Below are 26375 nucleotides of genomic sequence, written 5' to 3' on the forward strand. Positions count from 1 at the left end.
AGGAATGGGTACGTTCCCACGTGTTACTCACCCGTCCGCCGCTCACCCGAAGGTGCGCTCGACTTGCATGTGTTAGGCCTGCCGCCAGCGTTCGTTCTGAGCCAGGATCAAACTCTCAAGTTGAAACATCCCGAAAGATGTATCCTTGACGCTCGAACCCTCGCACATCTTTCAACGGCCTACCGGCTATTCGCCTACTTGAGGCCAATACCCAGAATAACCGATGAAAGCTTTCTGCTTGGTCAAAGTCACCGAAGTAACTCGCCAAACAGTGAAGCTGTCTCCTCCATTATCGCCCGAAAGCTAAGAGGCCGATATACGAGAGCTGATCCATCGAAATGAACCGTGACCGCCCGCATATCTCTTCAGATACCGTCAGTTTCAAAGAGCACGACAAAAAAACAAACACGATGCGCTAAATATTCCAGCGCGCCCCGCCTGCCATATGTCTAATTTTCGTCCGCGTCATGAGCCACTTCAGCGACCCATCCGCATCCCCGTCAGCACCTCGGCGCCGGCGGTGAAGCGCTACCTATGGGTGGAGCCGGGAACCTGCAAGAGGTTTTTTTAGGTTAGATCCGCTCTTTTGTTCAGAAGCTGCGGCAAGCCACTGTTTCGCTTCCTGAAAGCTCGGCCAGCCCGAAGCTTGAGCTTCCGACTGCAGGAGCAGTCTAAAAGTAAGCATTCGGCGTAGGCCGTAGGAGCTGGCTTTTATTTTGTCTCCGCCCTGGGTTTGCGAGGTCGCGGAGCCCATTTCTTGGCAAGTCGGTCGAAGCTCTCGATGATGCTGTCAGTTCCGGCATCTTCGGGGTCGAAGTCTCCTCCCGACCACCGCACCATGTCCTCGTGTTGTTCGTGGTCAGGATCGGTGAGAGCTTCGAGGAACTCTTCGTAGCCCCAGGCGCCGCCGACATCTTCGGGCGGACAGGCGCCGGTGGCCTTCAGCAGCCGGGGATAGCTGATGCCCGGCGTGGCATCGTTTACCCGCTCGATCCGGATACTGTGTTCCCAGTCATCGCCGAAGTCGTAGACATACTGGATCGTCCTGGTGGCGGTGCGGTTGAGCAGCTTTTCCAGGGTCATCTTCTTCGCATCCATGGGACCGTCGTAGAACCCTTCCGGGTCGGGCAGTCCCCAACCGGCATCACCGACGCGGAACTCGTAGAGATGGGTGTCCGTCCAGCCCATGGCCGCCTGAATGACCTCATGCAGCCGGTCGAGCCTGATCTTCAGCGGTACCTCGATATGGCGCATCGGCATTGGCTCGACGTCGTTCAGAATGATCCGAAGGCGGGCAATCAGAGTCATGCGGCCATTCTTTGCCGTGTCGGGGCCCAATTCCAAGGCAGGAGGTCTGGCACCTGCGAAGCGGTCATGTCCGGCAGCCGGGCGAGCACGTCGGCCAGCCATGCCTGGGGATCGATGTCGTTCATCTTCGCGGTGACGATCAGGGAATATATGAAGGCCGCGCGGTCGCCGCCGCGCTCGGAGCCGGCGAAGAGCCATGACTTCCGGCCAAGAGCCACGCCACGCAGCGCTCGCTCGGCGGCATTGTTCGTCAGGCAGATCCGGCCATCGTCGAGGAAGCGGGTGAAGGCCTCCCAGCGGTCCTTCTTGAACATGTAGCTGATCGCCTTGGCCACCGGGTTGTGCTTCGACATCGTGTCGCGCTCGCTCCGCATCCATTCGTGAAGATCATCGACCAGTGGGCGTGAGCGAAGTTGTCGGACTTCAAGCCGCGATCCGGCATCCAGGCCGTTGATCTCCCGTTCGATGTCGAAGACGGCATCGATTCGCTTGATTGCTTCTAGCGCGACGGGGGAGATGTCGTGGTCCGGCTTCTTCTTGCGGGCCTTCTCCTTGATGTCGGCGAGCTCGAAGAACTTCCGGCGAGCATGGCTCCAGCACAGCGCGCTGCTCGCCGGCCCGGGATCACGGTCGCCGCGATAGAGATCGTTGTATCCGCTATAGGCATCGGCTTGCAGGATACCCTGCCATCCCGCGAGATGCCGGGTCGGGTGGGTCATCTCCCTGTCCCTGGAGAAGTAAAACAGCGCCGCCGGCGGCGCGCCGCCCGCAAACGGCCGGTCGTCCCGAACATAGGTCCAGAGCCGCGCGGTCTTCGTCCCTCCCTTTGCGAGAAGTGGCACGGTCGTGTCGTCGCCGTGCAACCGTTCGGCGCGCAGAACGTGGTCGCGGATCAAGGCATGGATCGGCGCGAGCGCGGCGGCACAGGCGCCGACCTGATCGGCCAGGGTCGAGAGGCTTAGCTCGACGCCTTCCCGGGCATAGCGTTCGGCCTGGCGATTGAGCGGCTGGTGCTGTCCAAACTTCTCGAACAGGATCATCGCAAGAAGGTTCGACCCGGCCCATCCGCGCGGTATTGCATGGAACGGCGCCGGCGGCTGGCTGATCGCCTCGCAAGTCCGGCACGTGAACTTCTCGCGGACGGTCTGGATCACCTTCCAGCGGCGCGGGATCACTTCAAGGGTCTCGGTGACGTCCTCGCCCATCTTCACGATGCGGTCGGAGCCGCAGCATGAACATGCGGTCGGCGCCTCGATTACGACCCGCTCGCGCGGGAGATGCTCCGGAAAGGGTTTGCGGGCCGGGCGGCGGCGCTGGAAGCCCGTGACGGAGGTGGTCTTTGCCGCCTTCTCCGCGCCGAGCTCATCCTCGGTGGCAGCGGCCTCGAGCTCCTCAAGCTGCAACTCCATCTGGTCGATCAGGCGAGCGCCGCGCTCCGAGCTATGGCCGTATTGCTCCCGTCGCAGCTTGGCGATCTCGAGCTTGAGATGCTTGATCATCGCCTCGGAGGTCGAGACCACCGCGCGGGCCTGCGCCAGCTCGCTCTCGGCGGTGGATGCACGCGCCTGCGCTGTCGCGACACGGGCCTCCGAGGCCGCGAGCGCGGCACGCAATCTGGCGATCTCGGAAGCGGCATCTGGCATAGCGGAAATTTACTACACGGACCTCGCGATGCCTACTGAAATAGGGCTCAAAGGAAAGATTTATCCCGCCTTTGCAGGTCGTTGCGTCCAACGCGGATTGCGCCAATCGATCCCTTCCAAGAGGTAGCCCAGCTGGGCCGCAGAGACCTGAACAGCGTCGCCGCTTGCGCTTGTCGGCCAGATGAACTTCCCGGCCTCGAGCCGCTTGATGTAGAGCGACATGCCGACCCCATCGTGCCAGAGCAGCTTGACCAGGTCGCCCTTGCGGCCCCGGAAACAGAAGATCTCGCCGGCGTGCGGATCGCGCCCAAGCCCTTCCTGAACCTGTAGGGCCAGAGTGTTCATCCCACGGCGCATGTCGGTGACCCCGCCAGCGATCCAGACGCGCACCCCCGCCGGGAGGGCAATCATTGTCCGTCGACCGCCGGCAGCAACCGCGCCAGCACCGCGGGGTCGATATGGAGGGGCACCACGAGGCGGCGCCCGTTCGCCAGCATGATCTCCGCCTTGCCCTCGGCAGCAGGCAGCGTCCCTGTTTCGGGAGTTCTATCTTGGGCCTCTACCGCGAGCGCCAGCGGCGTGAACGACGGCGGCCGGCATACCCCAAGTTCGCCGTTCCGATATTGCCGCCGCCAAGTAGTCATCAACGACCGTGAGATGCCATGCCGCCTCGCCGTTGCACTGGCCTGCCGGTGCCCAAGGAAACTCTCCTCGACGATCCGCAGCTTGTCCGCCTCGCTCCTCTGGCGGCGTCGCACTCCATCCGCGGCAGAAAGAACTTCGATCTCGGGTCTGAACGTAAGGTCGGCCATAAGGTCGGACCTACCACTTTGGCTTGAATGGCGTCAGGCGGCCCTCCCCGGAGCGTTACGTCTAAAACGCTGAAAGCATGTCTCTTTAGTGCCTACTACGGTGAAGCTTACCTCGCTGAGCCGCGACAGTGAGCGACCATTTCTTAGGCTGGCTATATGAGACGGTTCATGCCGAAAATATAAAGGCCTATGGAATTTTCCCGTGTGTGAAGTGTCGTTTGAGCGTGTGTAAAGTGTCGTTTGGCGAGTCGGCATGTGTGAAGTGTCGTTTGTGTCGACTGGCATTGTCGCGGAACTCTGGCTTCGGACCATTAATAGCGCTAATCCAATCGGTTAGAGGGCTCGCATGAGTAAGCCATCGCCCGCCGGCTACCGCACAGTGAACTGGTCCAACTACAACGCGTCGCTGCGCAAGCGCGGCTCGATGTTGGTTCGGGTCGACAAGGACATGGTGTGGCTGGCGTCGCATGAAGGCCGCCCCCCGAAGTCGTAAATGTAACAGATCGGCGCTGTTCCGGCGGTGCTGGCGACGCCTGCGAGGCTGGACTTGGCGACCGGCAGCGCGTCCGTGCCGAAGTCGGGATCAGGCAACCCCCAGCGGATCTCGCCCACCATGAACTCGTAGAGATGGTAGTTCTCCCACCCCATCGCGGCCTGGATGACGAGATGCAGCCGCTCAAGGCGGATATCGACCGGCACCTCGAGAGTGCGCGAGACGACGGGCTCGATGGCCTCGAGGGTAATCTTCAATCGAGCGATGGTCATGCCGGGCTGTGGTCCTTCTCCGGGGCCGACCGCCAGTTCCACGGCAGCAGATCATCCACGCGGGTGATCTTGTAGTCTGGGATGCAGGCCAGTGTATCGGCGAGCCATCCCTGCGGGTCGACGCCATTCAGTTTGGCGGTCTCGGTCGGCGTATTTGGAGACCAGGACATGCGCCAGCAGACCGGGACCGGGGCGACCGCGCTCGATTGGGCGGGATGGCAAAGCAGCCTGGGTAAAGGCCTCGCAGCCGGAACAGGCCAGGCGCGGACGGACGATGCGGTTCACGATGGCAAGACCTTGTTCGCCATTGGTTCAAGAACAATGGTCGAGCGCCGGGAACATACTCCAGCTCTTCGGTCACATCCTCGCCCAAGCGCCGCAGCGCGCCGCCGCAATGGGCGCAGTCGTCATCGCCGGTGGTCAGCTCGATCTCCTGGCGCGGGATGTGATCGGGGATGGGACGACGCTTCGGCTTGTCCTTCTCCTCGTCCGGCAGGCGCAGCTTCGCGGTCATCTTGGCGACGGAGATCTCGCTGGCTTCCAAAGCCAGTTGAAGCTGCTCGATCGTCTCAGAAGATGTCCCGAACCGATGGCTGCGGTGACCGGCAAGCTAGTGGCGCAACTTCTCGATCAGCATCGCCTGCGACTTCACTTCGGCGAGCAAAAGCGCCGTGAACTGCCGCAGTTCCTCGGGGTCTTCGGGTAGGAATTTGGCCACGTCCAGCATGGCCTATCATACCAAAACAAGGGCGAAACAGGAATCCCGGGCGTGCCGCTGGCACCGGATTATCCCGCCTTCAGCGGCCTCCAGCTCCGCTGCGGCAGGCGCCAGTCAATCCCTTCCAACAACATCGCCAGCTGCGCCGGCGTCAGGGCGATCTTGCCCTCCTTCGCCGACGGCCACACGAACTGGCCCTTCTCAAGACGCTTCGCGAACAGGCACGCACCCTGGCCGTCCCACCCGCTGCCCGGCAGTGCATTGCGCAGCAATGTCACGAGAGGGGGATAATCTTGATCAGATCACCGCGCCGCCCGCGGAAGACGAATATGTGACCGACGAACGGGTCCTGCTTCAGCACCGTCTCCGCCTGGGCCGCAAGCGTGGTGAACCCGCGCCGCATGTCCGTTACGCCCGCTGCCAGCCACACGCGGGTGTTTGCCGGGACAGGGATCATGCGGACAGGCCCCGGATCAGCCGGGCCAACGCCTCGGGATCATAGGCTCCGCTGATCCGCAAACGATGACCACCCGCTGTATCGATCTCAATCGTGCCTGCCGCAGGCTCCGGACCGGCTGCGGTCCCGCTGTTGTCGTGCTTGGGTTGATCCACGATCTCGACGGGAAGGAAACAGGCCGCGTCCGGCTCTGCCGAAGCCTCCGGCGCATAGCGCGGGTCGCGCTGCCACTTGAAGATCAGGTTGGCGTTCATCGCGTAGCGCTGCGCCACCCGTGCAACCGAAACACCCGGTGCCGTCGTCTGCAAACAGATCGACTGCTTCTCCTCATCCGTCCAAAGCCGCTTCGTCCGACGCGCCATCACGCACCCACAGTGTCCACTATCCCATGGTGGACACTATCCAGCACACTCTATGCGCGGCAGAGCAGCGACGCCGGACGCTTACCGAAAAGGTGGTAATCTGGGAGAACGGTCTGACCCGGCATGAAGGCCGGGTCGAGATGACCCGCACGGCCCTGTAGGGGTTCGGCAGGCAATCGAAGAAGACGGACGAGGTGGTGATCGAAGCGACCGGCAACCGCATGGCGTTTTTGCGGGTGGTGATTGCCAATTCCTTCCAGGTGAAGGCAGTCGCGCATGCCCACGTGAAAACTGACAAGGTCGATGCGGCGACATTGACGAGCCTGCACGCCGCCGGCTACCTTGCGCTACCAGCTGCTTCTTCTCGTGGACAAGCAGGTACGGGGACCTCGGCTTACTGCCCGGCCTGGGCGATCGCGTTCAGGGAATCCGGACCCGGTTGGGTGGCATGTACCGCGCGGAACTGCTCGCGCGCCGGGCCGATCCGGTTCTCCCTCAGCAAGGCATACCCGCGCAGCATCGCCATGCCCCGGTCAAGCGTTCCGACAGACTGGCTGAGCCGGTCGATATAGGCGATCGCATCGCGGTACCGCTTCCGCTCGAACGCCTCGGACGCGAGCGCGGACAAAACCGTGCGCCCCGCGGTCCGACGCTGATCCGCCGACAAATCGGCGCGGCGGTAGAGATTGGCCGCCTCGGCGGTCATGCCCGCGGACATGTAGCTCAAGATCGCCCCGTAGGTCGCATCGCGCACCTGCGTGGCGGTCGCGCCGGAACGGGCCACCGTGGTGAACGCCGCGATCGCCTCGCGGGGGCGGCCATAATTCATCGCACACCATCCGCGCTGGCCGAGCGCCTCGGGGGTGCGGGCATTCGCCGTCAACTGCAGACAGGTGGACCAGTCCTGCCGGTCCGCCGCCCGGGCCGCTGCCGTGACGGTATCGGTAGAGACCGCCGCGGGAGCGGCCGATGCCGCGGGCACCGGGGCCACCACCGCCCGGGGCTCGGCCACGCGGGGTTCGACCACGCGGGGCGCGGACGGGCGCACTGCCGGCGTGACGCCGCGGGGCGGTGGCGGTGTCCGGCCGGCCGTCTTGGTGGTCCGGTCCTCCGGTACCCCGATGATCGGCGCCAGTTCCGTTTCGAGCGCCGCCAGCCGCGGCGCCAGCGCGGGATTGCGGGAGGCGGCGAGTTCGAACAACGACTCCATGATTTCGGGCGATCCGATCCTGGCCGTCTTCTGCAAGGTCGCGATGACATGGTCGGGGTTGCGGCAGGTGGTCAGGATGCCCGAATTCGTGATGACGGCCTGATCCAAAAGCCCCTTCACCGCCTGAAGCTCGGCCAGGCGCCAGGCGTTGTTGATGCGGCTGCAGGTCATCAACATGGGATAGGCATTCACCGCGGCCATCGCCTCGGGAAGGCTCTGCGCAGCAAAGGCGGCCTCGAATGCCGCCTGACCCTGCGTCTCGTCCAGGACCGACATCATGTCCTCCGGCGGCGTCCAGTCAGGGCGCGCCGCTTGCGTGCGCCCGATCAGATCGCGCGCGGCCGCGAATTCCCCGGAGGCAATGAGACGCCACATCTCCGTGGTGTCGACCATGCTGGCCCGGGCATCCATCTGCGCGATCATCTCGTCGACATCAGCCCCGGGGAAAGCCTCCAGCAGCCGGCGGCGTTCGGCCGTGATACTTTCCTGATCATCGATCGACAGGAAATAGCGCAGCGCCGCGAGATCGGATTCGTTGATCTTGCGGTCCTGCGCCGCGACAGCGGAGGACAGGAGCGACACCGCGACCAGAGCGGCGCCGCAGGTGTTCAGAAACTGTAGCATAGGAACGAAGCCTCACGTTGAGCGACAAGGGAGAGAAGATGCAGCGTGGCCGGGTAATAGGGCTGGGCGGCCGTGAAGGCCGGCATCGCCCGCAGGTTGCTCTCCGGCTCCAGGCAGGCCGCCAGGTTCGCGATCGCGCGATACCCCGGATCCGGGCTCGTCTCGAGGATCTGCCCCCCCACGGGCGCGATGATCGTCGGGATGTCCGGCAGGTCGTTGAGCAGGAACGGCTGGTAGGCCGCAGCGGCGCGCAGCACAGCCGGATGTCCCGACAGGCCCGACCATACGAGATTGAGCGGCACGCGCAGGGCCTCGTAGCCGTAATTGGCGGATTTGCCCGGCGCCTCGGCATATCCCGCCGCGGTCAGCGACACCCAGTCGGGCGGCAGGGAGCTGCGTGACAGGGTTGCCAGATGCGCTACGGCGTCCGCCCCAGCACTCTCGAGCTCCTGGGACCCGGCCACCCGCCCCACGGCCATCATGGCGCGCGGACACCAGTAGCTCGGGTTGAGAACGACGCCGCCGTCGATCTCGAATCCCTCTGCCCCGGGCAACAGGACCACACCCCCCTTCCCCGCGGGATCGGGCCTGACGCAGCTGGCCGCGAGAGCCGATCCGATCTCCCCGGCCAGACGCGTCCAGTCCGCCACGCCGAACCGCTGCGCGGCTCGCAAAAGTGCCCAGGCGTGGAAGAGATCACCATCGGAGGCGTTGTTCATGTCCGTGACCGTCCCGGGCCCATCCCCGGGACCGCCGCTTTCGGGCGCCCATTTCCAGGCGCGCAGAGCATCTGGTCGGACGGCCAGGTTGCGGGTCGACCAGTCGAGAATGCGTTCGAAGTTCTCCCGGTCGCCCATCGCCTCAGCCAGGAGCAGACCGTAGGACTGCCCCTCGGAATGGCTGGCATTGTCCTGCCAGCGGTCGACCACGCGCCCCTCCGCGGTCATGTGGACGGAGGTCCAGGCCTGCCAGAGCGGGGTCAGAGCGTCGGCTGCGGCCGCTTGCGGCATCATGCCCGCCACCCCCGCGAGCGGCGCCAGCGCCGTCCATCGCAACAGCTCGCGACGCGTGGTCATGACCGCGGCCGCGACTGCAGGATGACGCCCCGGGCGATCATCGCCGAGACCAGTGTCAGCGCCATCAGCGCCAGCGCGAAATAAAGCGGTCGCGCCGAGGCGTAATTGCCGATGACAGCCCGCAGATTGCCCCATGACATTTTGCCCGTCAGAACCGGCAAGCGGGTCCGATCCGCCCAGCTCGCCCAGTTCCCCTCCCAATCGAGAAGCGCCACCTGCCCGCCCAGCGGAACATCGGAGACCATGGCCCGCCCGAGGGCCGAAAACACCGTCTGCACGTCGGCCCCGCTGGCCAGGACGAGATAGAGCTGGTCGGGGCTCTCCTTATCGAGCTGATAGAGCATCGCCTGCCCCCGGCGCGGCGCCATCCAGGCGGCCAGATCCGAGGCCATGTCGGGGCGCAGGAGATCCCGGGCCCCCCGCGCCATGTCGCCGGCGGTCCCGGCCAGCCAGTGGACGGGATTGCCCTCCGGCAAAACCGACATGCGCAGGGTTTCGACCGGGGGCGGCGCCGGCAGACCGGGAACCACCGCAGGTGTCACCACCACAGGGTCGGTCTCGATCTGCAGGGTGTTCAGCAAGACTTCGCGGCCCGACCAGAGAGACCCGAAGCTGGCCTGCGGAACCTCGTCGATCCCCAGAACCCGAAGGTTGACGCCGGGCCCGGGGCCGGCCTCCCCCTCAAGGGGAAGCGTTGCGGCCAGCCGGGCAATCCCCGCCGACCCGATCGCGCCGGCGTCGCCCGGATCGAGAAGTCCCGCGACCGTCAAACGGTCGAGCGCGCGGCCGATATCGGGACCGACCATCTGCGGCGATGCGGGCACGAACAACGTGGTCTCGGCATCGAGGAACATCTTCGGCGAAGAGACGACCGGGCATGGCCGGTCCGCGGGATCCCCGGGCACGACGAGATCGATCCGCAATTCGTTCCGCCCGCCGCGCAGCAATCGGGACGGAAAGCGGATCCGCAGAGCTTTGCCGCTCTCGTAGAGACGGTCGGACAGCGGCAGCATCCGGATTGCCGATCCGTTGACGAGCACGCGCGCTTCTGCCCCCGCCGGCAGCATGTAAGCCGTTCCCATCCGCAGGCCGATCTCGGCCCGGGCATCGGTCGTGATCAGCCAGTCGGCCGGCAGGGCGAAGCCGAACCGACCCGACCAGAGATTTTGCGCGACCTCGTGATCGCCGTAGCCCAGTTCGCGCAGCGAGACCTTCCGGTTCCGCGCAAGCTCGGGCAGCGGATCCTCGAGCACGATCCCCGGTCCCAGATCGCCCCGCAGATCCGGCAGACCCGCCGGGCCGATCACCACCCGCATCTCGCTGCGGCCTTGGTGGTCCCGCGAAAACCGAACCTGCGACTGCGCGCCGGGCTCGACGCGGATGAGAGGGGCCGCAGCGTCGGTTCCTTCGGGGGCCTCAAAGCTGAACGACAGACCGTCCCCGTTCATGACATGGCCGAGACGGGCGAGCACATCGAGGACCTGCGCGCGGTCGGCCCCGCCCAGGACATGGATCGGATCCCCCGTGCCGCGGGCGATTCCGGCGGCCGTGAAGAACCCCGCGGCGCCCGACCCGATCGAGCGTCCCGCAAGCTGCGCCCCGCTCTGCGACAGATCGATCTCCGTCCACAGATCGTAGGCTGCCTCGGCCCCGCAGAAGATCCGATGCGCGTGATCGACCGAAACCCGCAGAAGATTGGGTCCCGGGCGCAGGGCGCCGGGCGGAACCTCGAAGGCGATCCGGCCGGCCTCGGTGATGTTGCCCGGCGCAAAGCTTGCCAGATCCGTCTGACCGATCGTCACCGACACCCGAGACCGCTCGGGGAAGACATAGGCGCTCGATTGGGTGGTCAGGACGATCTCCGACACCCCCCGTGGGTCATCCACGAAGAGCAGGAACTCCACCGCGTCCCGCTCGCCAGTCAATCTGACCCGCGTTCCCGCGGTCATGCCGGCCCGGCGCGGCCAGAGCGCGGCAAGATGCATGGGCTGCCCGGAGGCCTGCGGGGCCTGCCGATCCGGCCCCTGGCCGGGCAGCGCGATCACATCGCTCCCAGCCGTGTCCGGCGTGCCCAGAAGAAGCACGATGCGGGCGTCCTCGACCTCACGTTCGGCCAGGGAAGGCAGCGCGATGATCTCCCCCTCCTCGGACAGGATCGCCGCGCTCCCTGGCGGAACGGGGAGCGACATTGCCGGACGCGATGGGGCGGGCAATATCTGGGCCCTCCCTTCGGGGGCCAGACCCACCACACAGACCAGGCAAAGGCAGGCGGCACGAAGACACATCGTGAAGGAACGGTTCATGGATCAGGCTCCGTGCGAGGAGATCGCCGAGCGGTCACGACTGCCGGCGGAATGGACAAAGATGGGCGTTGGCTCGGCGCGTATCGCGCTTGCGGCCTCCTCACGACGGATCTCTTGCTGGATCCGGACGCCAGGCTGCGGCTCGGCGGCCGGCGCGTTCGCGGTGTCCCCACGTCCCGCCAAGAGCAAGGCCGGAATCGTGCCGATCCCCGAAAGGGCAAGGACGACGAGACGGGCAAGGCCTGCCACGAGACCTTGATGTTTTCCCCGCCGGGCGCGGGCCGCTTCCCAGCGCGCGCTGCTGCCGTTCAGGAGCCGCGCGATCGTGCGCAGCCCGCCCGCGGCCTGGCCTGCGTCGAAGGCGAGGCCGAGGATTGTCTCGCCCGACTCCACTCGCACATTCGCCACCCGGGCCTCGATCGGCGCAGATGCCGCCGCACCGTCTTCCGCGAGCGCCAACAGGACCTTGTCATCAAGAAAGAACGGCTGGCCTCCCCCCGCCCGCGCGGTCTTGAGGCTCAGACCGGCGCCACCATAAGAGACGTCCCGGATCGAGACGGGCGTACCTGGCGCCTCGGGGCGGGAACTGCGCAAGACGAGCGATCCGGCCGCCGCGATCTGCGCGCGCGGCGCCTGGCGCCGCTGGCGCACTTCCATCACCGCCCTGAGCGCGGCCCCGGTCAATGCGGTGTTGAAGATCACCCAGGCGCCGACGAGCTCGAGGACGCTGCGATCGCCCGGGAAGGCGTAGTAGCGCCAACCGATCACGACAAGCCCGGCGATCAGGATCGCAAACAGCCCCGCGAGCGGCGCGAACACGTCCGAAATCGTATCCTCGTAGATCGTCTCGTCCTTGCTCGTCACCTTGAAATCGGCCTTGCGCGGATTGACGATGGCCCCGATGACCGCCCGGGCCAGGTACGGCGCCTGGGCGATCTCGTAGATTTCCGACAGGAACGGATGGCGACTTGCCCCGAACAGCGTGTTCTGCACCAGATAGGTGATCGTGAGGTAGCTCAACATGTAGGCCAGCGCCTCGGAGGCGCTCGTCACGAACAGCTCCACCCCGAAGAAGACATAGCTCAAGGGGGCCATGAGCAGGATCAGGCGAAACACCGGAAACAGCCAGTAGACCATCGAATTGAAGTAGCAAAGCCGCTGAAAGAGGCTCAGCCCGGGCATCGTGAACGGGTTGCGCGTCATCAGAAGCTGGATCATGCCCGTCGCCCACCGGCCGCGCTGCTGCAGGAAGGAGGCGAAGGTCTCGGGCTGCAGGCCGGCGATCATCGCGTGGTTGACATAGAGGCTCTCCCAGCCGCGCCCGTGGATCTGCAAGGCGGTTTCCGCATCCTCCGTAATGCTCGTCCCCGAAATGCCGCCCACCTCGTCGAGCGCCCGGCGGCGCAGAACCGCGGCAGAGCCGCAGAAGAAGGCCCCGCCCCACCGGTCCAGCCCCTCATGCAGCTGGCGGTAGAACATCTCGTTCTCGGGGGGCGCCGCGCCGAGCCCAAGATTGCGCGCGACCGGATCGTCGTTGAGGAAGAAATGCGGGGTCTGCACGAGAAACAGACGCGGGTTCTGGGAAAAATACCCCACGGTGCGCATCAGGAAATCCGGCGTCGGGGCGTGGTCGGCGTCGAAGATCACGACGAGCTCGCCGGAAAGATGCGCCAGCGCCTCGTTGAGGTTTCCCGCCTTGGCGCTGCGATTGAACGGCCGCGTGCGGTAGGTCACGCCGAGCTTGCGGCACAGCTCGAAAAGGTCGCGCCGCCGCTGCTGCGCCGCCCGGGCCTTCCCCGGATCGGGATCGGAGCACCGCTGGTCGGTCCCGCCATCGTCGCACAGCACGATGGTCAGCTTGTCGCGCGGATAGTCGAGGTTGCACGCCGCGGCCAGCGTGATCGCCAGAAGATCGGTCGGCTCGTTGTAGCTTGGAATGAGGACATCGACGCTGGGCAAGTCGTTCGCCTCAACGGGCGGTGGCGGCGCGCGGCGCACCGGGTCGGCCATGATGAAATTGCCCAGGAAGAAGACCCCGATCGCGTAGGTCTCGATGCCGAAGAGAAGGCTCGCGGCCGCGAAGGAAATCGGATCGTCAAGGCTCGGCAAAGTGTTCAGAAGCCGCCAGAACCAGTAACGCAGGGCCACGATGGACGCGATCCCGAGAAAGATCATGCGGCCCGTGGGCGAGGATATGTAAGGGCGCAGGATCAGGATCGCGGCCACCGCGAGAAGCCCAAGCAAGGCCTGGACGGAGACCGATGTCGATACGCTCGCGAAAAAAACAACCAGCGCGACCGAGAGTGACCAGAACGCAAGATTGAGCGCGAAGCCGGACCGCTTCGAGAATGCAGTTCTCATTTTCAATTACCCCGATCAGAGAAACGGATTAAATACGTCCGTCGTCGACAATATTGGAGAAAGGGCGTCCCGGGCCGATCCCAGGACGCAATTACGCAAGATCTTGGTGGTGCCCGTCGCGCCGATCGCCAATTCCAAGCCCACATACGTGACCTCGCGAATGGCCAGAACACATGTCGTCCCATCGAGGGGCCGCGCCACTGCGAACTTGTAAAGGCCTTCACCATCCATCGCGGTATGGAAATCGCGCACGGTCACGAACTCGAACGGCGCCGGAGCTCCGCCAATACTCGACAAGGTCCGCGCCACGTGCGACCGCAGGGACAACCTGGAAACGTCCTTGTACATAAGTACATTGTCGCCTGGCGTCAGCGTGTCATTCGGCAACAGGCGGTCCCCACCTCCCCCCACCGAACTGGGAAGACCAAAGCCCTCTTCCTCGGCGAGAATTCCGGTCAGGCGCGTCTGTCCGGGGGCCGTGAAAAACATTGCGGACACGAATGGCGCCGGAGCGGAAGAACACCCCGCCAGGGAAATCATTGAAAGGCATAATAAAATGCGTTTCACGAAAGGAGGAAACAGAAGTCTCCGACCGATATCCCACAACATTCAGAATTACGCCGCGATCCGAGCGCAGCGCCTCCTCAAATTACACACCAAATCACATCGCCCGAAGCGGGCGATCCTGCCTGTCATGTCATGGGGAAGGACGTTTTTGCCGCCCGGACCGCGTACTGCTCGGTAGTACGTTAACTTTACGTTAATCTCGGAATTTTTGATAAGTCAGCAATTTCTCGCCTGTCCATGAAAAACCGTGAAAACAGTACGTTTCCGCCTTATTTTCCACCTGAGGATGTATACCCATCGGGATTAGCCCATAGGAGGTTGCGAAATTCCCTCCCGAGCCCGCTCTCTTGGGCGAAAGAATGGCACCCGATTCTCCCCCCGGTACCGCGCCGCCAGACCCGCGCGCGACCGCGGCGGGATGCTCCGAGGGTCAGGTCACGATCCGTCCCAGAACCGCGCCCCCCGCGACAAGAGCCACGCCCCGGAATAACAACACTGGCAGAACCATCGACGTGGCCGGCTGCGATCGGGCGCGCGGGGCGGCAATGGGCAGCACCAGGAAAAGAACGCCCGGCAGGGGCGTGACGATAGCCCCCAGCCCGTAGGGGACCAGCAGGATGAAGTCGATCGGAGCGACAAGGCCCTCCTGAGACGACTTCGCCAGGATCGGACCGGCAGGAGCGAGGCGGCCGGGTGTATCATGCATGCTCGGATGTCCTTGCAGTCTCTAGTGAAGGCGCGGGGCCAAGTCACCGTCGCGCAGGCGCGCGACGAGCGCCGCGACCTGCCTCAGGGTCATGCGGGGGTCGCTGTCCCACCGCGCCGCCACCAGACGGGCCGCCTCCGACGCGATCCCGGTATCGAGATCGCCGAGGCCCTGGCGGACGATCTGCGCGACATGCACAGGGGCCGGGCGCGGGATCTCGACACGCATCACCCGGCTCAAAAGAACCGGGTCGACCGCGTCGAGCGTGTTCGCCGTCAGGACCCAGGTGATCGCCGACATGTCAAAGCCAAGCCCGAAATACGGGCACCTGAACCCGGCCGCGCTGCCGCGGTCGAGAAGCGTCAGGAGCGCGTCCGCCAGCGAGCTGCGCGTCCCGCCCGATTTCAGCGACCCGCCACCCACCCGGTCGATCTCGTTCACCACGACGATCGGGTTCGCCACGCGGTGGCGCAGGATCGCCTCGATCGGATCGCCAGGATGCGACGAGGCCCAGGTCCTGTCGGCCCCCGCCACCCGGAACGCCGCGGTCGACAGCCCGGCATCGATCTCGATGACCGGCGTATTCATCAGCGCTCCCAGCCGGCGCGGCAGCGTCGTCTTGCCGATCCCCGGTGCGCCCCAGAGCAGGACAGGCGGCATGAACGGCCCCCGCCCCCCCGCAACCGCCCCGCGCATGGCCCGGTAGAGCCGCGCACTGGCCGACTCCATCCAGGGCGCCGTGGCGTGAACCGCGGCCCACAGCTCGTCGACCGCATGAACGCTCCGCGGACCGGCCAGGGGAATCGGACCGCTGGCCGCCATCAGCCTCTCGGCCTCGCCCGGTCGCAGCTGCGCGGGAACGGAATGCGGGGCGCGGCACGCATGGAGCCGCTCCGCCCGGCGCCGGATCATCGCCTCGGCCCTGCTCCCGATACGCAAAGCCTCCGAGATGGTGCGTTCAAGCCTGGCCGAAAGCGCCAGATGCACCTCCCAGCTCGTCGGCGCGGAGCTTTCCTCGAGCCCGGCCGCGGCCAGGCGCGCCATGATCTCCCCCTGGGTGTCGGAGGAGAGATCATCAAACGCCCCGGAGACCTGCACCCTTTGCGATGTTCCCTCGCTGTCCACGACCCAAAGAAGGCCGAGAGCCTGAAGGCGCGCCAGAAACACCAGGCGGCGCACCCGAAGGTAACGTTCCTTCACGTGCGCCTTCGTCTCGCGCAAGCTCGACGGGGCAACGAGGGGAGGATGGATGGTGAATGTCTGCACGACGCGTCTCCTGGCATCCGGATCGGAAAGGCAAAGAGGCCGGACGGTTTGCGCGCCTGGAGGCGGGTCCCCGTTCCTCATTGGCGTCATCAGGGAAGATGAACATCCCGCACGCGCTGCCTCCCCACTAGGCGCGCCCCTTCCAAGAAGGGCGCGCGTGGATCGGTCAGCGTATCGAGCGCAGCATCAGCATGACCCGAAACATGGGGGGCGTGGATCCGGTGTCAATCCCGGGTGAGGCAAGGTCATCGGATCCGACCCCACGGGCCCAGACCCTTGCAAGGTCGGGCCCGACAGCCTGCCGACGGCTCTTCACGCCGAGGGTCCCAAGACCGCGATCTCCAGGGGGGAAGCTCTCTTTCAATTTCTTGCGGGTGACGCCCCGATCACCAGCCCCTTGCATTTCGTGGTGCAAATTTTGTCGGTGGAATATGTCCCGCCCTACTGGCGGGGAATCGTCGACGAAGATTTCTTCGCGGGCTCTTCAGACCACAGTCGGCCCTTCCACCCCGGAAATCCTTTCAGTCCGTCAAACGCGGGATCTTTTGAAACCAGCGGACACGCCATCTCGATCGCTGTTGCAGCGATCATCCGGTTGAATGGATCGCGGTGACTCCACTCCATCCCGCCTGAGAGCATTGCCATCTCGGCCGTGTAAGGGGCTACAACGCCGCCTTGGGCTCGGAGGAGAGCCGGAAGCCGGGCCACGATGGAGCCAACCTCTGGCCACTTCCCGGACCGATGCTTCTGCGTGATCTCATGGAAGCTACAGGGCGGCACATAGACCGTCTGAGCCTCCTCGATCACCCCCTTGGCTGCCGGATTGAGGTCCGGCATATCGAGCATGCTCCACACCCATGTGTGCGTATCCAGCAAAACAGCCGTCATTCCCATAGAGCAAGCTCATCCTCGGCCATGGGCTCGAAGAAGTCCGGAACACGGTCGACCTCCCCCGCAGCAACCCCAAAGCGGAACTTGGGCTTCGTCGGAAACGCCGCGACAATGCGCACGACCGGGTGCCCGCCTCGCGCCAGAACCACCTCCTCGCCACGTTCCGCGGCGGCGATGAGTTCGGACAACTTCGCCTTCGCCTCCGCAATATTCATCTGCACGGTATGTCTCCGCATCGCAAACACGCTTATTGGTCCAAGACTTGGACTAAGTTAGGCTCTCATGCGCAGGTTGGCAAATGCCGCCTCATCGGCACCGGCAACAGGAAATGCAAAAAGCTGGCCCCGATCAGCCCCCCTTTGGAAAACGGCGGCCGCGGCTCGAAGGGACCGGGGCCCATCCCGAAAGCGCGTGAGGCGTCACGGCACGCACGCATCCGTCGTCTCGAGAGCCGCCACGAGGGCCAGCAGATGGAGCGTGGCCGGATAATAGGGCTGGTCGGCCGTGAAGGGCGGCAGACTTTCCCGCGACACGGTACGCCCCGTGCAGCGGGTCAGCGTCGCGACCGCACGGTACCCCGCCGCGTCGCTGCGTTCGGTGGCCTTGCCCTCCAGATCGGCCCGGACCGGAACGCCACGGGTCCGGGCCGATGCGAAGAGGTCGCGCGCGCGGGCGACGGCGGGATGACCGAAGCGGCCGGACCAGATGAGATAGAGAGGCACGCGCAAGGCGTCGTAGCCATAGAGGCCGGAAAGGGTGTCAGGGAGGCGCAGACCTTGGGGCGTTACGGTGATCCAGTCGGGGACGAGGCCCGCTTCGGCGATCCGCGCCAGTATCGCCGCGCCGTCATCGGCCACGCGGGCCAGCCTGGAAAGATCAAAGGCCGCCGCCAGCGCGTGCAACGCCAGGGGCATGTAGTAGGACGGGTTGATCGTCTCGGCCCCGGGCCCCGAAAACCGCTCGGCCGCCGGGCGCAGCAGCAGGCCGCCCTGCGGGCTCTCCCGGACGAGAATCGCGTCGATCGCCCCTGCCACGGCCCGGGCGCGGTCGGCATAGGCGGGCACGCCGAACCGCCGGGCCGCTCGCAAAAGCGCCCAGGCGTAGAAGAGATCCCCGTCGGAGGCGTTGTTGAAATCCGTAACCCCGCGGCCGGGCCGCCAGCGCCAGGCCAAGAGCGCATCCTGCCGAACCGCGAGGGTGCGCTCCGTCCAGGCGAACATGCGCGCGAAGGCCTCCGCATCGTCGAACGCGACCGCCAGAACAAGGCCCCAGCCCTGTCCTTCCGAATGGCTCGCGGCCTCCTGGAGCGCGTCGACCACGCGCCCCTCGCCGGTCAGAAACGCCGCCTTCCACGCCTCCCAGGCGTCCTGCCAGGACGTAGCGCCCGCAAGGGCGGCTGCGGGAGCGGTCGCCGAGATGACCTTGGCGGGGATCATGGCCAGCACTGTCCTGCGTTTCAAACCGATGCTCTCAGAGGGCCCCCGGCGTCGATCCGGCGCCGGGCGCTGTGAATACGAGACGAGAAATGACATAAGCGAGCACAACCGGAGAGCAATGGAGTCCGAATGTCCAGCCGCACGCAAACCCCCATCACTCTGCCCGGGGCGCTAACGGGTCTCGTCCTGATCGGCATCCTCCTCTTTTCCGGCGCCGCCTATGTGCTGGTCCGCGACCGGGTCGGCACCTTCCAGGAAGCAGCCATGGAACAGGCCGTCTCGGTGCGCGCGGCCGGCGCGGCCAAGGCCTTCGCCCGCGCCCTCGAGCAGGACTGGCAGCATCTCGCGGCCATCGCGACCGAAATCACCGCGCTGGACACGACCGCGCTCCGCCCAGTTCTCGATGCCGCCGCCGGCCCCGATCAGCGTATCTCCTGGGCCGGGCTGGCCCGCCCCGATGGGGAGGTCGTGGCCGCCTCGGAAGGCCTGCTGGAAGGGGCCGATGTCGGCGCGCGGCCATGGTTCCAGCAAGGGCTCCAGGGGGATTTCGCCGGCGACATGCACGAAGCGGTACTGCTTGCGGACCTGATGGCCGCCGAAGACGTCGCCCCACCCCGCTTTCTCGACATGTCCATCCCGGTCGAAGGTCCCGGCGGGCGCATGACGGGCGTGCTGGGCTTTCACATCAACGCCGCCTGGGCCGAGGAGTACCTCGCAGACATGGCCACGGCCCTGGAGATGGACCTAGTGCTGATCAATGCCAACGGTGAGGTGATGATCGGCACGGATCCGGCCATACCGGCCCGGATCGATCTGCCGAGCCTTGGCACCGCGGCGGCGGGCGTGGCCGGGGCGGGCTACGAGATCTGGCCCGATGACAGGCGGTATTTCACGACCGTGATCCCCGATGTGACCCATGGCGCCCTGCCCCCCTTCGGATGGCGCCTGATCGGCCGGATCGATCCCGGGGATTTTCCGATCACGCCGGGACATGACCTCCTGCGCACGGCCGGCATCGTCTTTGCGGTCACTGCCGCGGCGTTCCTGCTCGCCGCCGCGCTTTTCATCCGGCTCTACCTGACCCCCGTCGGCCGGCTGGCACAGAACGCCGAACGCATCGCTGAAGGCCACGAGGAATATCCCGCCGAGATCCGCGCAACGGCGGAGCTGCAACGCCTCTCGGCCTCCCTCGCGCGCCTCGAGGCCCAGCGGAACTGACCCCGCCGGGCGGAGCGCCCGAACGTCAGGCGATGCGGCGCCAGCCCTCTGCAAATGAGAGGTGCAAGTTCGAACAGAATTCTCCCAGGCGAACGGCAACGCCAGGCAGAGACGCGCGAAGAAATCTTCGGAGCAGAAATTCGACGAGCAGACGTGACCTGACTCCCAAAAGCCCCGTGAGCTCCAATTCCGGTCGCAGCCATGAAACGAAACGGCTGGGGTGCGTCGGGAGCCATTCCGCGCGACAAAATACGGAAAAGAAGACCTCCGTCGCGTTCGGCAGTAGCGTTCGAATACGGTATATTGTCCAGTGTGCCCGGCGATCCATCGGAGCAAGACCATGGGGACCCCCACACGGAAATCCACCAGCATGACCCTTGATGGCGCGGTGCTCGAAGAAGCGCGCCGGCTCGGGATCAACATCTCTCAGACAGCCGAAGGCGGGGTAATCGCAGCCATCCGCACCAAGCGTTCGGACGCCTGGAGGCAGGAGAATGCAGGAGCTATTGCCGACTATAATGCTTTCGTCGACGCAAACGGAGTTCCTCTGACGGAATTTTGCAAATTCTGATTTATGGCGGCGCAGTTCGATCTCTATCGCATGCCTGGCGGCGGCTAGCTCGTTGTCCTGCCGAACGATCTTCTCGATCAGCTTCAGACGAGGGTTGTCGCGCCACTTGTTCCAGCGAGTTCGGTGGAGCGGGTCATACACTCGCCGAACCCGACAATGATGCTGGGCGAGAAGACATATCTCGTAATGCCGCAACTCGCAGCGACGCTTGCTCTGGGCGAGATGGGAGACAGGGTCGGATCGCTGGCGATGATGCGCGATGCGATCGTGAGAGCCATTGATGCCCTCCTGTCGGGGATCTGACGACGCTGGTCAGCACGATATTTCACCTCAAAGCCGACGCCGTCGGAGGCGGTTACGTCAGCAACGCCCCTGGAAAGCTCACCGGGCCTGATCCCGTACCCTCAGACGGAGCGCCCGAACGTCAGGCGACGCGCCAGGTCCCGCACGATCGCCGAAAGCTTCGTCTCGACGATGCCCGGCGCATCGCCCTCGGCATAGAGCCGACGCAACAGCGCGGGGCCCGCGACCGCGTCGGCCACCAGGCGCAGCCGGACCCCTCCGGACGTCTGTGCCATCACGCTGGCCTCGATGTCGCCCACCCCTGGAAGGCGCAAGGTGCCGCGCGTGCCCGTCTCCCAGGCCCAGCCCCGGATGCGGGCCGTGTCCTGGGAGAGTGAGGCCACCCAGACGCGGCGCGGCATCTCCCCCTCGACTGCGAAGATCGCGCGCGCGGGCGCATCGGCGACATGGCGTTCGCGCCGCGGCAGCTCCACGCAGGCGATGAGGACGAGGGCCAGCACGAACAGGTTGTAGACCGTCCAGAACAGGATCACCGCCTTGCCATCTCCGGCATCGTAATAGGCGAAGCGATCCGAGACGATGCCAAGACACAGCCCCGTCAGCGTCAGCACCAGAAGCACGATATAGGGCGCCATCAGCCGCCACTGGATCTGCAGCCGGCTGCGGTCACCGCCCTTGGCGGTGACGCTGAACGGATGGCCGTGGGGCTTGAGAAGGCCGGTGATCGCCGCGCGGCTGATCTGGGGGGCGCCCAGATGCTGGCTCACGTCCTTCAGGAGGGGCACGAGCATGCCCGGCGAGAGCAGGTTGAAGGACACCACGGTCCACAGGAAATAGACCCCGAAATAGCTCAGCACCTCCGGAACCTCGGCATCCACGACCGTGATATTGAAGAACCAGTAAAGCAACGGGTAGACGAAGGCCGCGATCCGGAACGGAAAGGTCGTCAGCCAGTAGAAGACCGAATCGATCACGCTCCAACGATCCCGCAGCCGCAGCCCGTTCGCCGCGAAAGGTCCGAGCCGGCCGCGCGCGATCTGCATCAGGCCCAGGCACCAGCGCGCGCGTTGCGTGATGTATTCCTTCAATCCTTCCGGCGCGAGCCCCTCGGTCAGCGGCTCGTTGAGATAATGCGTCTCCCAGCCCCGTTCCTGCAACGCCAGGCTCAGCAGGAAATCCTCGGTGATGCTGTCGGTGGGAAGCCCCCCCAGCTCGGCCACGGCGGACCAGCGCGCCACCGACGACGTCCCGCAGCAGATCGTCAGGCCCCAGGCATCGCGCGCGGGCTGCATGTGGTCGAAGAAGAAACGCTGCTCGTCGGGATAAGACCGGGTGAGACCGAGATTGTGCTGGATCGGATCGGCGTTGAAGAAATGCTGCGGGGTCTGGACAAGACCGGTCGCAGGGTCGTGGAACAGAGCCAGCGTGCGGCGCAAAAAGTCGCGATGGGGCACGAAATCCGCATCGAGCACCGCAAAGAACTCCGGCGCGCCCTCCGCCGCGAACTGCGCCAGGGCATGGTTGATGTTGCCCGCCTTCGCCCCCTTGTTGTCGGGCCGGGTCATGTGCCGGGCCCCATGCGCCCGGCACAGCTCGCGCAGCCAGTCGCGGCGGCCGTCGTCGAGCACGCAGACCTCGAGGGACGGCCAGTCGAGCGCCAGCGCCCCGATGATGGACCGCTCGAGCACCTCCCGATCCTCGTTGTAGGTCGCGATCAGCACCGCGACCCGGGGCGCGGGACCGGGCTCCCACCACCCGGCATTCCGGCTGGCCTCGCCGCTGCGCGCGCGAAAGCGCGACATCAGGACACTCGCGCTGATCGAACTGGCCAGCGTGCCGATCTCAAGCGCAAACAGCGACCAGCTCGCCAGGCAATCGACGGTCAGCCCGAGCGGGGCAAGCGTGTCCGTCGCCCGCCACCAGGCATAGCGCAAGGCCAGGAGAATACCGATCCCCATCAGGATCGCGCGGTGCCGGGTGTCGAAGCGGTTCACCACCCCCGGCAGGACCAGGGCAAGCCCCAGCACCAGAAGCATCTGCAAAGCGCTCGACTGCGTCTCGCTCAGCCACACGGGGAGCGGCATCAGACGCGGTCCCGAAGCCAGTCCAGGGGCCGCGTCTCGAAAAACACCCGCCCCGTCCGGCCGACCGGGCATTGCAGATCGGGATCGTCCACAAGACCGGGCACCGAAAGCGCCACGTCGTAGCGCTCCAGATGCTCGGCACTCGGGGCCACGGCCAGATTGCCGTAAATGCCGGAGGCTCCGGAGCCGGCAAGCCGGGTCACGGTGCCCCGATAGACGGCGCCGCTGCCCGACAGCCGGAACTCCGCGGCCTCCCCGATCCGCAGATCGTTGTAGACGCTTTCGGTCACCGACAGCGTCACGAAAAGCCCGTCGCAATCCACCAGCCGCAGGACCGGCTCACCACGCTGGAGCCGCTCGCCATCGGCGGCAAGCACCTCCCAGACCTGGCCGTCGACCGTCGCGGGAATATCCGCCGCCGACATGCGGTTCACTGTCACCCGCGCGGCCGTCAGGCGGGCGTCGAGCGCCTCCAGACGGGTCCGCGCCGCGGCAAGATCGGTCTCGAGACCGTCCAGCACGGTCTCGAGTTCCACCCGGCGCTGCTCGGCATTCGGCGCGTCGTTGTACCCGTCCCCCACGAACACCCCCTCCCTGGCGGCGGCAAGGGCGTTTTCAAGGATATCGACCTCCTCGCGCGCCCGGCTCTGCGCCAGCGTGACCGGATCGCCCACCGCCAAGACAGGATCGTCTGGTCCCGCCCCGGCCGGCCTCGTGCGCCCCTCTGTGTCCGCTGGCGTATCCCCGCCCCCGGGGCGTCCGGGCGGTCGGCGCGCTGCTGCGGAAACAGACTCCGCCCCGGCTTCGGCTTCGGCTTCGGCTTCGGCTTCGGCTTCGGCTTCGGCTTCGGCTTCGGCTTCGAGAAGGCGCAGCCGATCGCGCGCATGCGCAAGACGCAGCTCCAGCCCGGCAATCTGGCGCGCAGTGAACCGCGCACTGCGCTCCTCAAGGGAGAGAATGACGTCATGCGTCCCGGCCGCGAGGCTTTCCAGCCTTTCCAGCTCGGCGGCTGCGAACGCCCGCTCCATTTCAAGATCATTCAGACGCACCGCATCGGGCCGGGGATCGACCATCCGCCCCAGGGCTTCCCCCTCGGTCACCGTGGCGCCAAGCGCCCGGTCGGGCAGATCGATCTCCCCGGCGATGGGGGTACGCAGCGTCGACAGCCGGGCATTGACCACCGCGTTGGCACTCGCACCGGCCATCTGCTCGGCCACGATCACCCACAACGCGACGATCACGATCACCGCTCCGAGCACCAATCTCGCTATCCGCATCCCGCTCCTTTCCCGAGCCTGTCCGTCCCGGCCGGGCGCGTTCCTTCTACAACCCCAGCGAGAGTGTCTTGCGACAGGGCCTGCGGTAAAGTCAAACCTCACCATCCGGCCGGGCGCGGGAGCGTTCCGACCGAAACATCGAAGCGCCGGCCCCCGGTGATCGCGCCCCGCCCTGGAGCCTGCCTTGCTCAGTGCGCTTTACCAGTCCGCTTACCCAGTCCGGGGCGGAGCGCGCATGAGGCCCCCGCCCGCCTGCGCGCCCCCGTCATGCGGCTTGTGCGCCGCATCCCCACACAGAGCGCCTATCGGCTCTTCTCCGGGATCGCCGCTGGAAGGTAGCAAGTTTCCCATGAAGACAGATCGAAGAGACCCGGCCGGAGGGAACGTGCCGACACCCCCGGTCGCGGCGGTCCTTGGCATACTCGCGGTAACGGCGGCATCGATCGTCTTGTTCTCGAACGGCCTGACCCTGTCCCCTTACAAGACGCTCCATTTCGCTCTCAGCTACGAGACAGAGTTCCTCAAGCGCGGCCTGGTGGGCGAAGCGATCCGCCGATCCGGGGCAAGCCCGTGGCACGCTGCGCCTGGTCTGTTCACCCTGGCGGTCCTCCTGCTCCTGTGCGGCCTCTACGCGCTCGCCGCCCATGCCATTCTTCGCCAAAGAGCCGACCCCACCATGGCGGCGATCCTGGTCGCTCTCTGGGCGTCCCCCGCCGCGATGCCGCACCTCGCCGCCGATTTCGGCCGGTTCGACGCGCTCCTGGTCCTGCTCCTGGGAAGCTGGGCTCTCTTGTCCCGCGCGTTGCACGCGACCGCTTCGCTCCTGCTCCTGGCACTCGTGGGATGTGCGGCCATGGCAGTCCACGAGATCGCCTTTCTCGTCACGATTCCGATCGGCCTGGTCCTCTGGGCGATCCGGTACGACGCGCCGGTGATCTCGCTGCGCACCCTGCCCTTCGGGATCGTGATCGCAGGGGTATTCGCCCTGGTCTGGACTTTCGGGGGGGCCGACATCCTGACGCGGGAGGAGGTGGCTGTGACGATTTCGGATCGCTTCGGAGCCGACGACTATTCGATCGCCCTCATCCTCCTGGTCCTGTTCGGCGATATCTCGCAAAACGTTGTCTATTCCGCCCTGCAGGTCGGCCGTCTCGCGCCCCTGCGCGAGCATCTCGAATATGTCGTCATCATGTCCGGGGTCTTCGTGCTGCTTGGGGCAATCGCCGTGATCATCGCCCGCAGCAGACCAGGATATGCCTGGATGGCCGGGCTGGCCTGTCTCGCACCGCTCGCGCTCTATCCCCTGGGATACGACCACTTCCGATGGCACAGCTTCGTCCACATCAACATGACAATCCTTTTCCTCTGGGTCATGCTGCATGATCCGGGAACCACGAAAGCCGTCATCACGCGGTGCCGGGCCCGGCAGGCGGGAATCGTCGGGCTGTCGCTCCTGTTCCTCGGAGTTGGCCCGCTGGGCGTCTTCACCGCCTTCGATCTCGAAAGAGCCCCCTTGATCACGCTCCTGCGGCCCTCGGCAGAGACATCCGACGCCTTTTCCGGCGCCCGGGACAAGCCTTCTGCGGCGTTTCGCCAGCCATGAAGACAACCAAAGGTTGACGTAGCGTAATTTGTCTTTGTGGAAACCGGAAGGCTTGGTAGGCTCTGGCTACGCACCTTGGGGGAGGGGCGCACGCTTTGTAAGCATACCCAGCCCATAATGACTAATTACGAGTCTTGTTTTTGCGTGTTGGGGAAATGGGAGATTTTTATCATGAAGCCCACTATTCTCATCGTCGATCACCGAAGCATCTTCTGCGAATGCCTGTGCGATTTCCTGACCGGCACCCTGACCGGCATGCAGGTGCTCTCCGTCAGAAATGGCCGGCAGGCTGCCGAGCTCGGATTCCTGCCGGTAGCGTGCTGTCTCGTCTCGGAAGACCGCGACCTACCGGTTCTACAAAAGGCGTTCCCGAACGCCGTGCTGCTTTCCGTGCGCAGCGGCCAGGAGACCGAGACATCCGATCCGCAGGTGCCGCGGATCATGCTCGACATGCCGCGCAACGTCTTCGCCGAAATCGTCCGGGGGGCCGCGCTCCGCGGCTGCAACGGCATGCTGGACGCCGCTCCGCCAGACGCAGGCCCCGAGACCGACCCGAACCTGCACGCCGCGCATGCCGGGGGCGCCGCCCTCTTGTCGGATCGCGAGCGCGAGGTGCTCAAGGCCCTCCAGCGCGGTCTGCCCAACAAGCTCATCGCCGACGAACTGCGGCTCAGCGAGAATACCGTCAAGATCCATGTCAGGAATGTCATGCGCAAGCTCGGCGTGACAAACCGCACCATGGCCGCCTTGTGCCTCACGGTGGAGGACCCGGCCCGCCCAAGCGCGCTGAGAGGACCTCTGACCGACTGATCGG

Annotated in this window: 22 protein-coding genes, 1 rRNA gene and 6 pseudogenes; 6 read left to right on the forward strand and 23 right to left on the reverse strand. The window is 65.6% G+C overall.

Annotated features, from left to right (window positions below; genetic code table 11):
* The 5 genes from PAA8504_RS18735 to tnpA (PAA8504_RS18755) all read right to left on the reverse strand — a co-directional run.
* Positions 1-123: ribosomal RNA gene (locus tag PAA8504_RS18735) — 16S ribosomal RNA — on the reverse strand; the annotation flags it as partial.
* 588 nt (positions 124-711) lie between these two features.
* Positions 712-1308, reverse strand: coding sequence for a plasmid pRiA4b ORF-3 family protein (locus tag PAA8504_RS18740; protein WP_108895678.1), 597 nt, complete (start codon positions 1306-1308; stop codon positions 712-714).
* A complete protein-coding gene (gene tnpC, locus PAA8504_RS18745; RefSeq protein ID WP_108895679.1) occupies positions 1305-2951 on the reverse strand; it encodes an IS66 family transposase in 1647 nt (548 codons plus the stop codon). Before tnpC ends, PAA8504_RS18740 begins: the two co-directional genes overlap by 4 nt.
* A gap of 60 nt (positions 2952-3011) precedes the next feature.
* Positions 3012-3362: an IS66 family insertion sequence element accessory protein TnpB gene (tnpB, locus tag PAA8504_RS18750; protein ID WP_108895680.1), complete on the reverse strand. Its 351-nt coding sequence runs from the start codon at positions 3360-3362 to the stop codon at positions 3012-3014.
* Positions 3359-3763 (reverse strand): IS66-like element accessory protein TnpA, encoded by a 405-nt coding sequence (tnpA, locus tag PAA8504_RS18755; RefSeq protein WP_108895681.1) that lies wholly within the window; start codon positions 3761-3763, stop codon positions 3359-3361. The genes tnpB (PAA8504_RS18750) and tnpA (PAA8504_RS18755) overlap by 4 nt, the downstream gene beginning before the upstream one ends.
* Before the next feature lie 346 nt (positions 3764-4109).
* On the opposite strand from tnpA (PAA8504_RS18755), the pseudogene PAA8504_RS22325 reads away from it, so the two are divergent.
* Positions 4110-4244, forward strand: a pseudogene (locus PAA8504_RS22325) (IS5/IS1182 family transposase); the annotation flags it as partial.
* 56 nt (positions 4245-4300) lie between these two features.
* On the opposite strand, the pseudogene PAA8504_RS22595 reads toward PAA8504_RS22325, so the two are convergent.
* From PAA8504_RS22595 to PAA8504_RS18835, 16 genes and pseudogenes are all read right to left on the reverse strand, one after another.
* A pseudogene (locus PAA8504_RS22595) lies at positions 4301-4528 on the reverse strand (plasmid pRiA4b ORF-3 family protein); the annotation flags it as partial.
* Positions 4525-4668 (reverse strand): annotated as a pseudogene (locus PAA8504_RS18765) (transposase domain-containing protein); the annotation flags it as partial. The pseudogenes PAA8504_RS22595 and PAA8504_RS18765, both read right to left, overlap by 4 nt.
* A 4-nt stretch (positions 4669-4672) precedes the next feature.
* A pseudogene (locus tag PAA8504_RS22980) lies at positions 4673-4901 on the reverse strand (hypothetical protein); the annotation flags it as partial.
* A 114-nt stretch (positions 4902-5015) separates the two neighbouring features.
* Positions 5016-5072: pseudogene (locus PAA8504_RS22985) on the reverse strand (hypothetical protein); the annotation flags it as partial.
* 242 nt (positions 5073-5314) lie between these two features.
* Positions 5315-5703 (reverse strand): annotated as a pseudogene (tnpB, locus tag PAA8504_RS18775) (IS66 family insertion sequence element accessory protein TnpB).
* Positions 5700-6065 (reverse strand): IS66-like element accessory protein TnpA, encoded by a 366-nt coding sequence (gene tnpA, locus PAA8504_RS18780; RefSeq protein WP_108895685.1) that lies wholly within the window; start codon positions 6063-6065, stop codon positions 5700-5702. The pseudogene tnpB (PAA8504_RS18775) and the gene tnpA (PAA8504_RS18780) overlap by 4 nt, the downstream one beginning before the upstream one ends.
* Positions 6066-6459: 394 nt before the next feature.
* Positions 6460-7899, reverse strand: a complete 1440-nt coding sequence (locus tag PAA8504_RS18790) for a tetratricopeptide repeat protein (RefSeq protein ID WP_108895686.1) — start codon at positions 7897-7899, stop codon at positions 6460-6462.
* Positions 7884-8975 carry a family 8 glycosyl hydrolase gene (locus PAA8504_RS18795; RefSeq protein WP_181375871.1) on the reverse strand — a complete coding sequence of 364 codons (1092 nt, stop codon included), beginning with the start codon at positions 8973-8975 and terminating at the stop codon, positions 7884-7886. Before PAA8504_RS18795 ends, PAA8504_RS18790 begins: the two co-directional genes overlap by 16 nt.
* Positions 8972-11278, reverse strand: coding sequence for a cellulose biosynthesis cyclic di-GMP-binding regulatory protein BcsB (locus PAA8504_RS18800; protein WP_108895688.1), 2307 nt, complete (start codon positions 11276-11278; stop codon positions 8972-8974). Before PAA8504_RS18800 ends, PAA8504_RS18795 begins: the two co-directional genes overlap by 4 nt.
* A 3-nt stretch (positions 11279-11281) precedes the next feature.
* Positions 11282-13639: a UDP-forming cellulose synthase catalytic subunit gene (gene bcsA, locus PAA8504_RS18805; protein WP_108895689.1), complete on the reverse strand. Its 2358-nt coding sequence runs from the start codon at positions 13637-13639 to the stop codon at positions 11282-11284.
* A 15-nt stretch (positions 13640-13654) separates the two neighbouring features.
* Positions 13655-14137, reverse strand: a complete 483-nt coding sequence (locus tag PAA8504_RS18810; protein WP_146190532.1) for a hypothetical protein — start codon at positions 14135-14137, stop codon at positions 13655-13657.
* A 499-nt stretch (positions 14138-14636) separates the two neighbouring features.
* Entirely contained in the window at positions 14637-14912 is a 276-nt protein-coding gene (locus tag PAA8504_RS18815; RefSeq protein ID WP_108895691.1) for a hypothetical protein, read from the reverse strand.
* A gap of 21 nt (positions 14913-14933) precedes the next feature.
* Positions 14934-16178, reverse strand: coding sequence for an AAA family ATPase (locus PAA8504_RS18820; protein ID WP_181375872.1), 1245 nt, complete (start codon positions 16176-16178; stop codon positions 14934-14936).
* 441 nt (positions 16179-16619) lie between these two features.
* Complete coding sequence (locus PAA8504_RS18825) at positions 16620-17072, reverse strand: type II toxin-antitoxin system VapC family toxin (RefSeq protein ID WP_306419545.1); 453 nt, start codon at positions 17070-17072, stop codon at positions 16620-16622.
* Positions 17063-17284 carry a type II toxin-antitoxin system Phd/YefM family antitoxin gene (locus PAA8504_RS18830; protein ID WP_219928956.1) on the reverse strand — a complete coding sequence of 74 codons (222 nt, stop codon included), beginning with the start codon at positions 17282-17284 and terminating at the stop codon, positions 17063-17065. The genes PAA8504_RS18825 and PAA8504_RS18830 overlap by 10 nt, the downstream gene beginning before the upstream one ends.
* Before the next feature lie 204 nt (positions 17285-17488).
* A complete protein-coding gene (locus PAA8504_RS18835; RefSeq protein WP_181375873.1) occupies positions 17489-18529 on the reverse strand; it encodes a family 8 glycosyl hydrolase in 1041 nt (346 codons plus the stop codon).
* 105 nt (positions 18530-18634) lie between these two features.
* On the opposite strand from PAA8504_RS18835, the gene PAA8504_RS18840 reads away from it, so the two are divergent.
* The 3 genes from PAA8504_RS18840 (at position 18635) to PAA8504_RS18850 (ending at position 20597) form a co-directional block, all read left to right on the forward strand.
* Positions 18635-19723 (forward strand): cache domain-containing protein, encoded by a 1089-nt coding sequence (locus tag PAA8504_RS18840; protein ID WP_108895696.1) that lies wholly within the window; start codon positions 18635-18637, stop codon positions 19721-19723.
* Positions 19724-20063: 340 nt separating this feature from the next.
* Positions 20064-20294: a type II toxin-antitoxin system CcdA family antitoxin gene (locus PAA8504_RS18845; protein WP_108895697.1), complete on the forward strand. Its 231-nt coding sequence runs from the start codon at positions 20064-20066 to the stop codon at positions 20292-20294.
* A 57-nt stretch (positions 20295-20351) separates the two neighbouring features.
* Positions 20352-20597: a CcdB family protein gene (locus PAA8504_RS18850; protein ID WP_108895698.1), complete on the forward strand. Its 246-nt coding sequence runs from the start codon at positions 20352-20354 to the stop codon at positions 20595-20597.
* A gap of 101 nt (positions 20598-20698) precedes the next feature.
* Here the strand turns inward: PAA8504_RS18850 and PAA8504_RS18855 are convergent, their stop codons facing one another.
* Positions 20699-22681, reverse strand: a complete 1983-nt coding sequence (locus PAA8504_RS18855) for a glycosyltransferase family 2 protein (RefSeq protein ID WP_108895699.1) — start codon at positions 22679-22681, stop codon at positions 20699-20701.
* Complete coding sequence (locus PAA8504_RS18860) at positions 22681-23958, reverse strand: HlyD family secretion protein (RefSeq protein WP_108895700.1); 1278 nt, start codon at positions 23956-23958, stop codon at positions 22681-22683. Before PAA8504_RS18860 ends, PAA8504_RS18855 begins: the two co-directional genes overlap by 1 nt.
* 385 nt (positions 23959-24343) lie before the next feature.
* On the opposite strand from PAA8504_RS18860, the gene PAA8504_RS18865 reads away from it, so the two are divergent.
* Positions 24344-25561 (forward strand): hypothetical protein, encoded by a 1218-nt coding sequence (locus PAA8504_RS18865; protein ID WP_108895701.1) that lies wholly within the window; start codon positions 24344-24346, stop codon positions 25559-25561.
* A 147-nt stretch (positions 25562-25708) separates the two neighbouring features.
* Positions 25709-26371 (forward strand): helix-turn-helix transcriptional regulator, encoded by a 663-nt coding sequence (locus PAA8504_RS18870; RefSeq protein ID WP_245897695.1) that lies wholly within the window; start codon positions 25709-25711, stop codon positions 26369-26371.
* Positions 26372-26375 lie beyond the last annotated feature (4 nt).

It is taken from the genome of Palleronia abyssalis (genome assembly GCF_900302445.1).
GTDB classification, from domain to species: domain Bacteria; phylum Pseudomonadota; class Alphaproteobacteria; order Rhodobacterales; family Rhodobacteraceae; genus Palleronia; species Palleronia abyssalis.

What these genes read in the sequence shown, in the direction of transcription:
- PAA8504_RS18740 (WP_108895678.1), bottom strand. Translation starts at nt 1,308, where the DNA reads ATGACTCTGATTGCCCGCCTTCGGATCATTCTGAACGACGTCGAGCCA.
- tnpC (WP_108895679.1), bottom strand. Translation starts at nt 2,951, where the DNA reads ATGCCAGATGCCGCTTCCGAGATCGCCAGATTGCGTGCCGCGCTCGCG.
- tnpB (WP_108895680.1), bottom strand. Translation starts at nt 3,362, where the DNA reads ATGATTGCCCTCCCGGCGGGGGTGCGCGTCTGGATCGCTGGCGGGGTC.
- tnpA (WP_108895681.1), bottom strand. Translation starts at nt 3,763, where the DNA reads ATGGCCGACCTTACGTTCAGACCCGAGATCGAAGTTCTTTCTGCCGCG.
- tnpA (WP_108895685.1), bottom strand. Translation starts at nt 6,065, where the DNA reads ATGGCGCGTCGGACGAAGCGGCTTTGGACGGATGAGGAGAAGCAGTCG.
- PAA8504_RS18790 (WP_108895686.1), bottom strand. Translation starts at nt 7,899, where the DNA reads ATGCTACAGTTTCTGAACACCTGCGGCGCCGCTCTGGTCGCGGTGTCG.
- PAA8504_RS18795 (WP_181375871.1), bottom strand. Translation starts at nt 8,975, where the DNA reads ATGACCACGCGTCGCGAGCTGTTGCGATGGACGGCGCTGGCGCCGCTC.
- PAA8504_RS18800 (WP_108895688.1), bottom strand. Translation starts at nt 11,278, where the DNA reads ATGAACCGTTCCTTCACGATGTGTCTTCGTGCCGCCTGCCTTTGCCTG.
- bcsA (WP_108895689.1), bottom strand. Translation starts at nt 13,639, where the DNA reads ATGAGAACTGCATTCTCGAAGCGGTCCGGCTTCGCGCTCAATCTTGCG.
- PAA8504_RS18815 (WP_108895691.1), bottom strand. Translation starts at nt 14,912, where the DNA reads ATGCATGATACACCCGGCCGCCTCGCTCCTGCCGGTCCGATCCTGGCG.
- PAA8504_RS18825 (WP_306419545.1), bottom strand. Translation starts at nt 17,072, where the DNA reads ATGGGAATGACGGCTGTTTTGCTGGATACGCACACATGGGTGTGGAGC.
- PAA8504_RS18830 (WP_219928956.1), bottom strand. Translation starts at nt 17,284, where the DNA reads ATGAATATTGCGGAGGCGAAGGCGAAGTTGTCCGAACTCATCGCCGCC.
- PAA8504_RS18840 (WP_108895696.1), top strand. Translation starts at nt 18,635, where the DNA reads ATGTCCAGCCGCACGCAAACCCCCATCACTCTGCCCGGGGCGCTAACG.
- PAA8504_RS18845 (WP_108895697.1), top strand. Translation starts at nt 20,064, where the DNA reads ATGGGGACCCCCACACGGAAATCCACCAGCATGACCCTTGATGGCGCG.
- PAA8504_RS18855 (WP_108895699.1), bottom strand. Translation starts at nt 22,681, where the DNA reads ATGCCGCTCCCCGTGTGGCTGAGCGAGACGCAGTCGAGCGCTTTGCAG.
- PAA8504_RS18860 (WP_108895700.1), bottom strand. Translation starts at nt 23,958, where the DNA reads ATGCGGATAGCGAGATTGGTGCTCGGAGCGGTGATCGTGATCGTCGCG.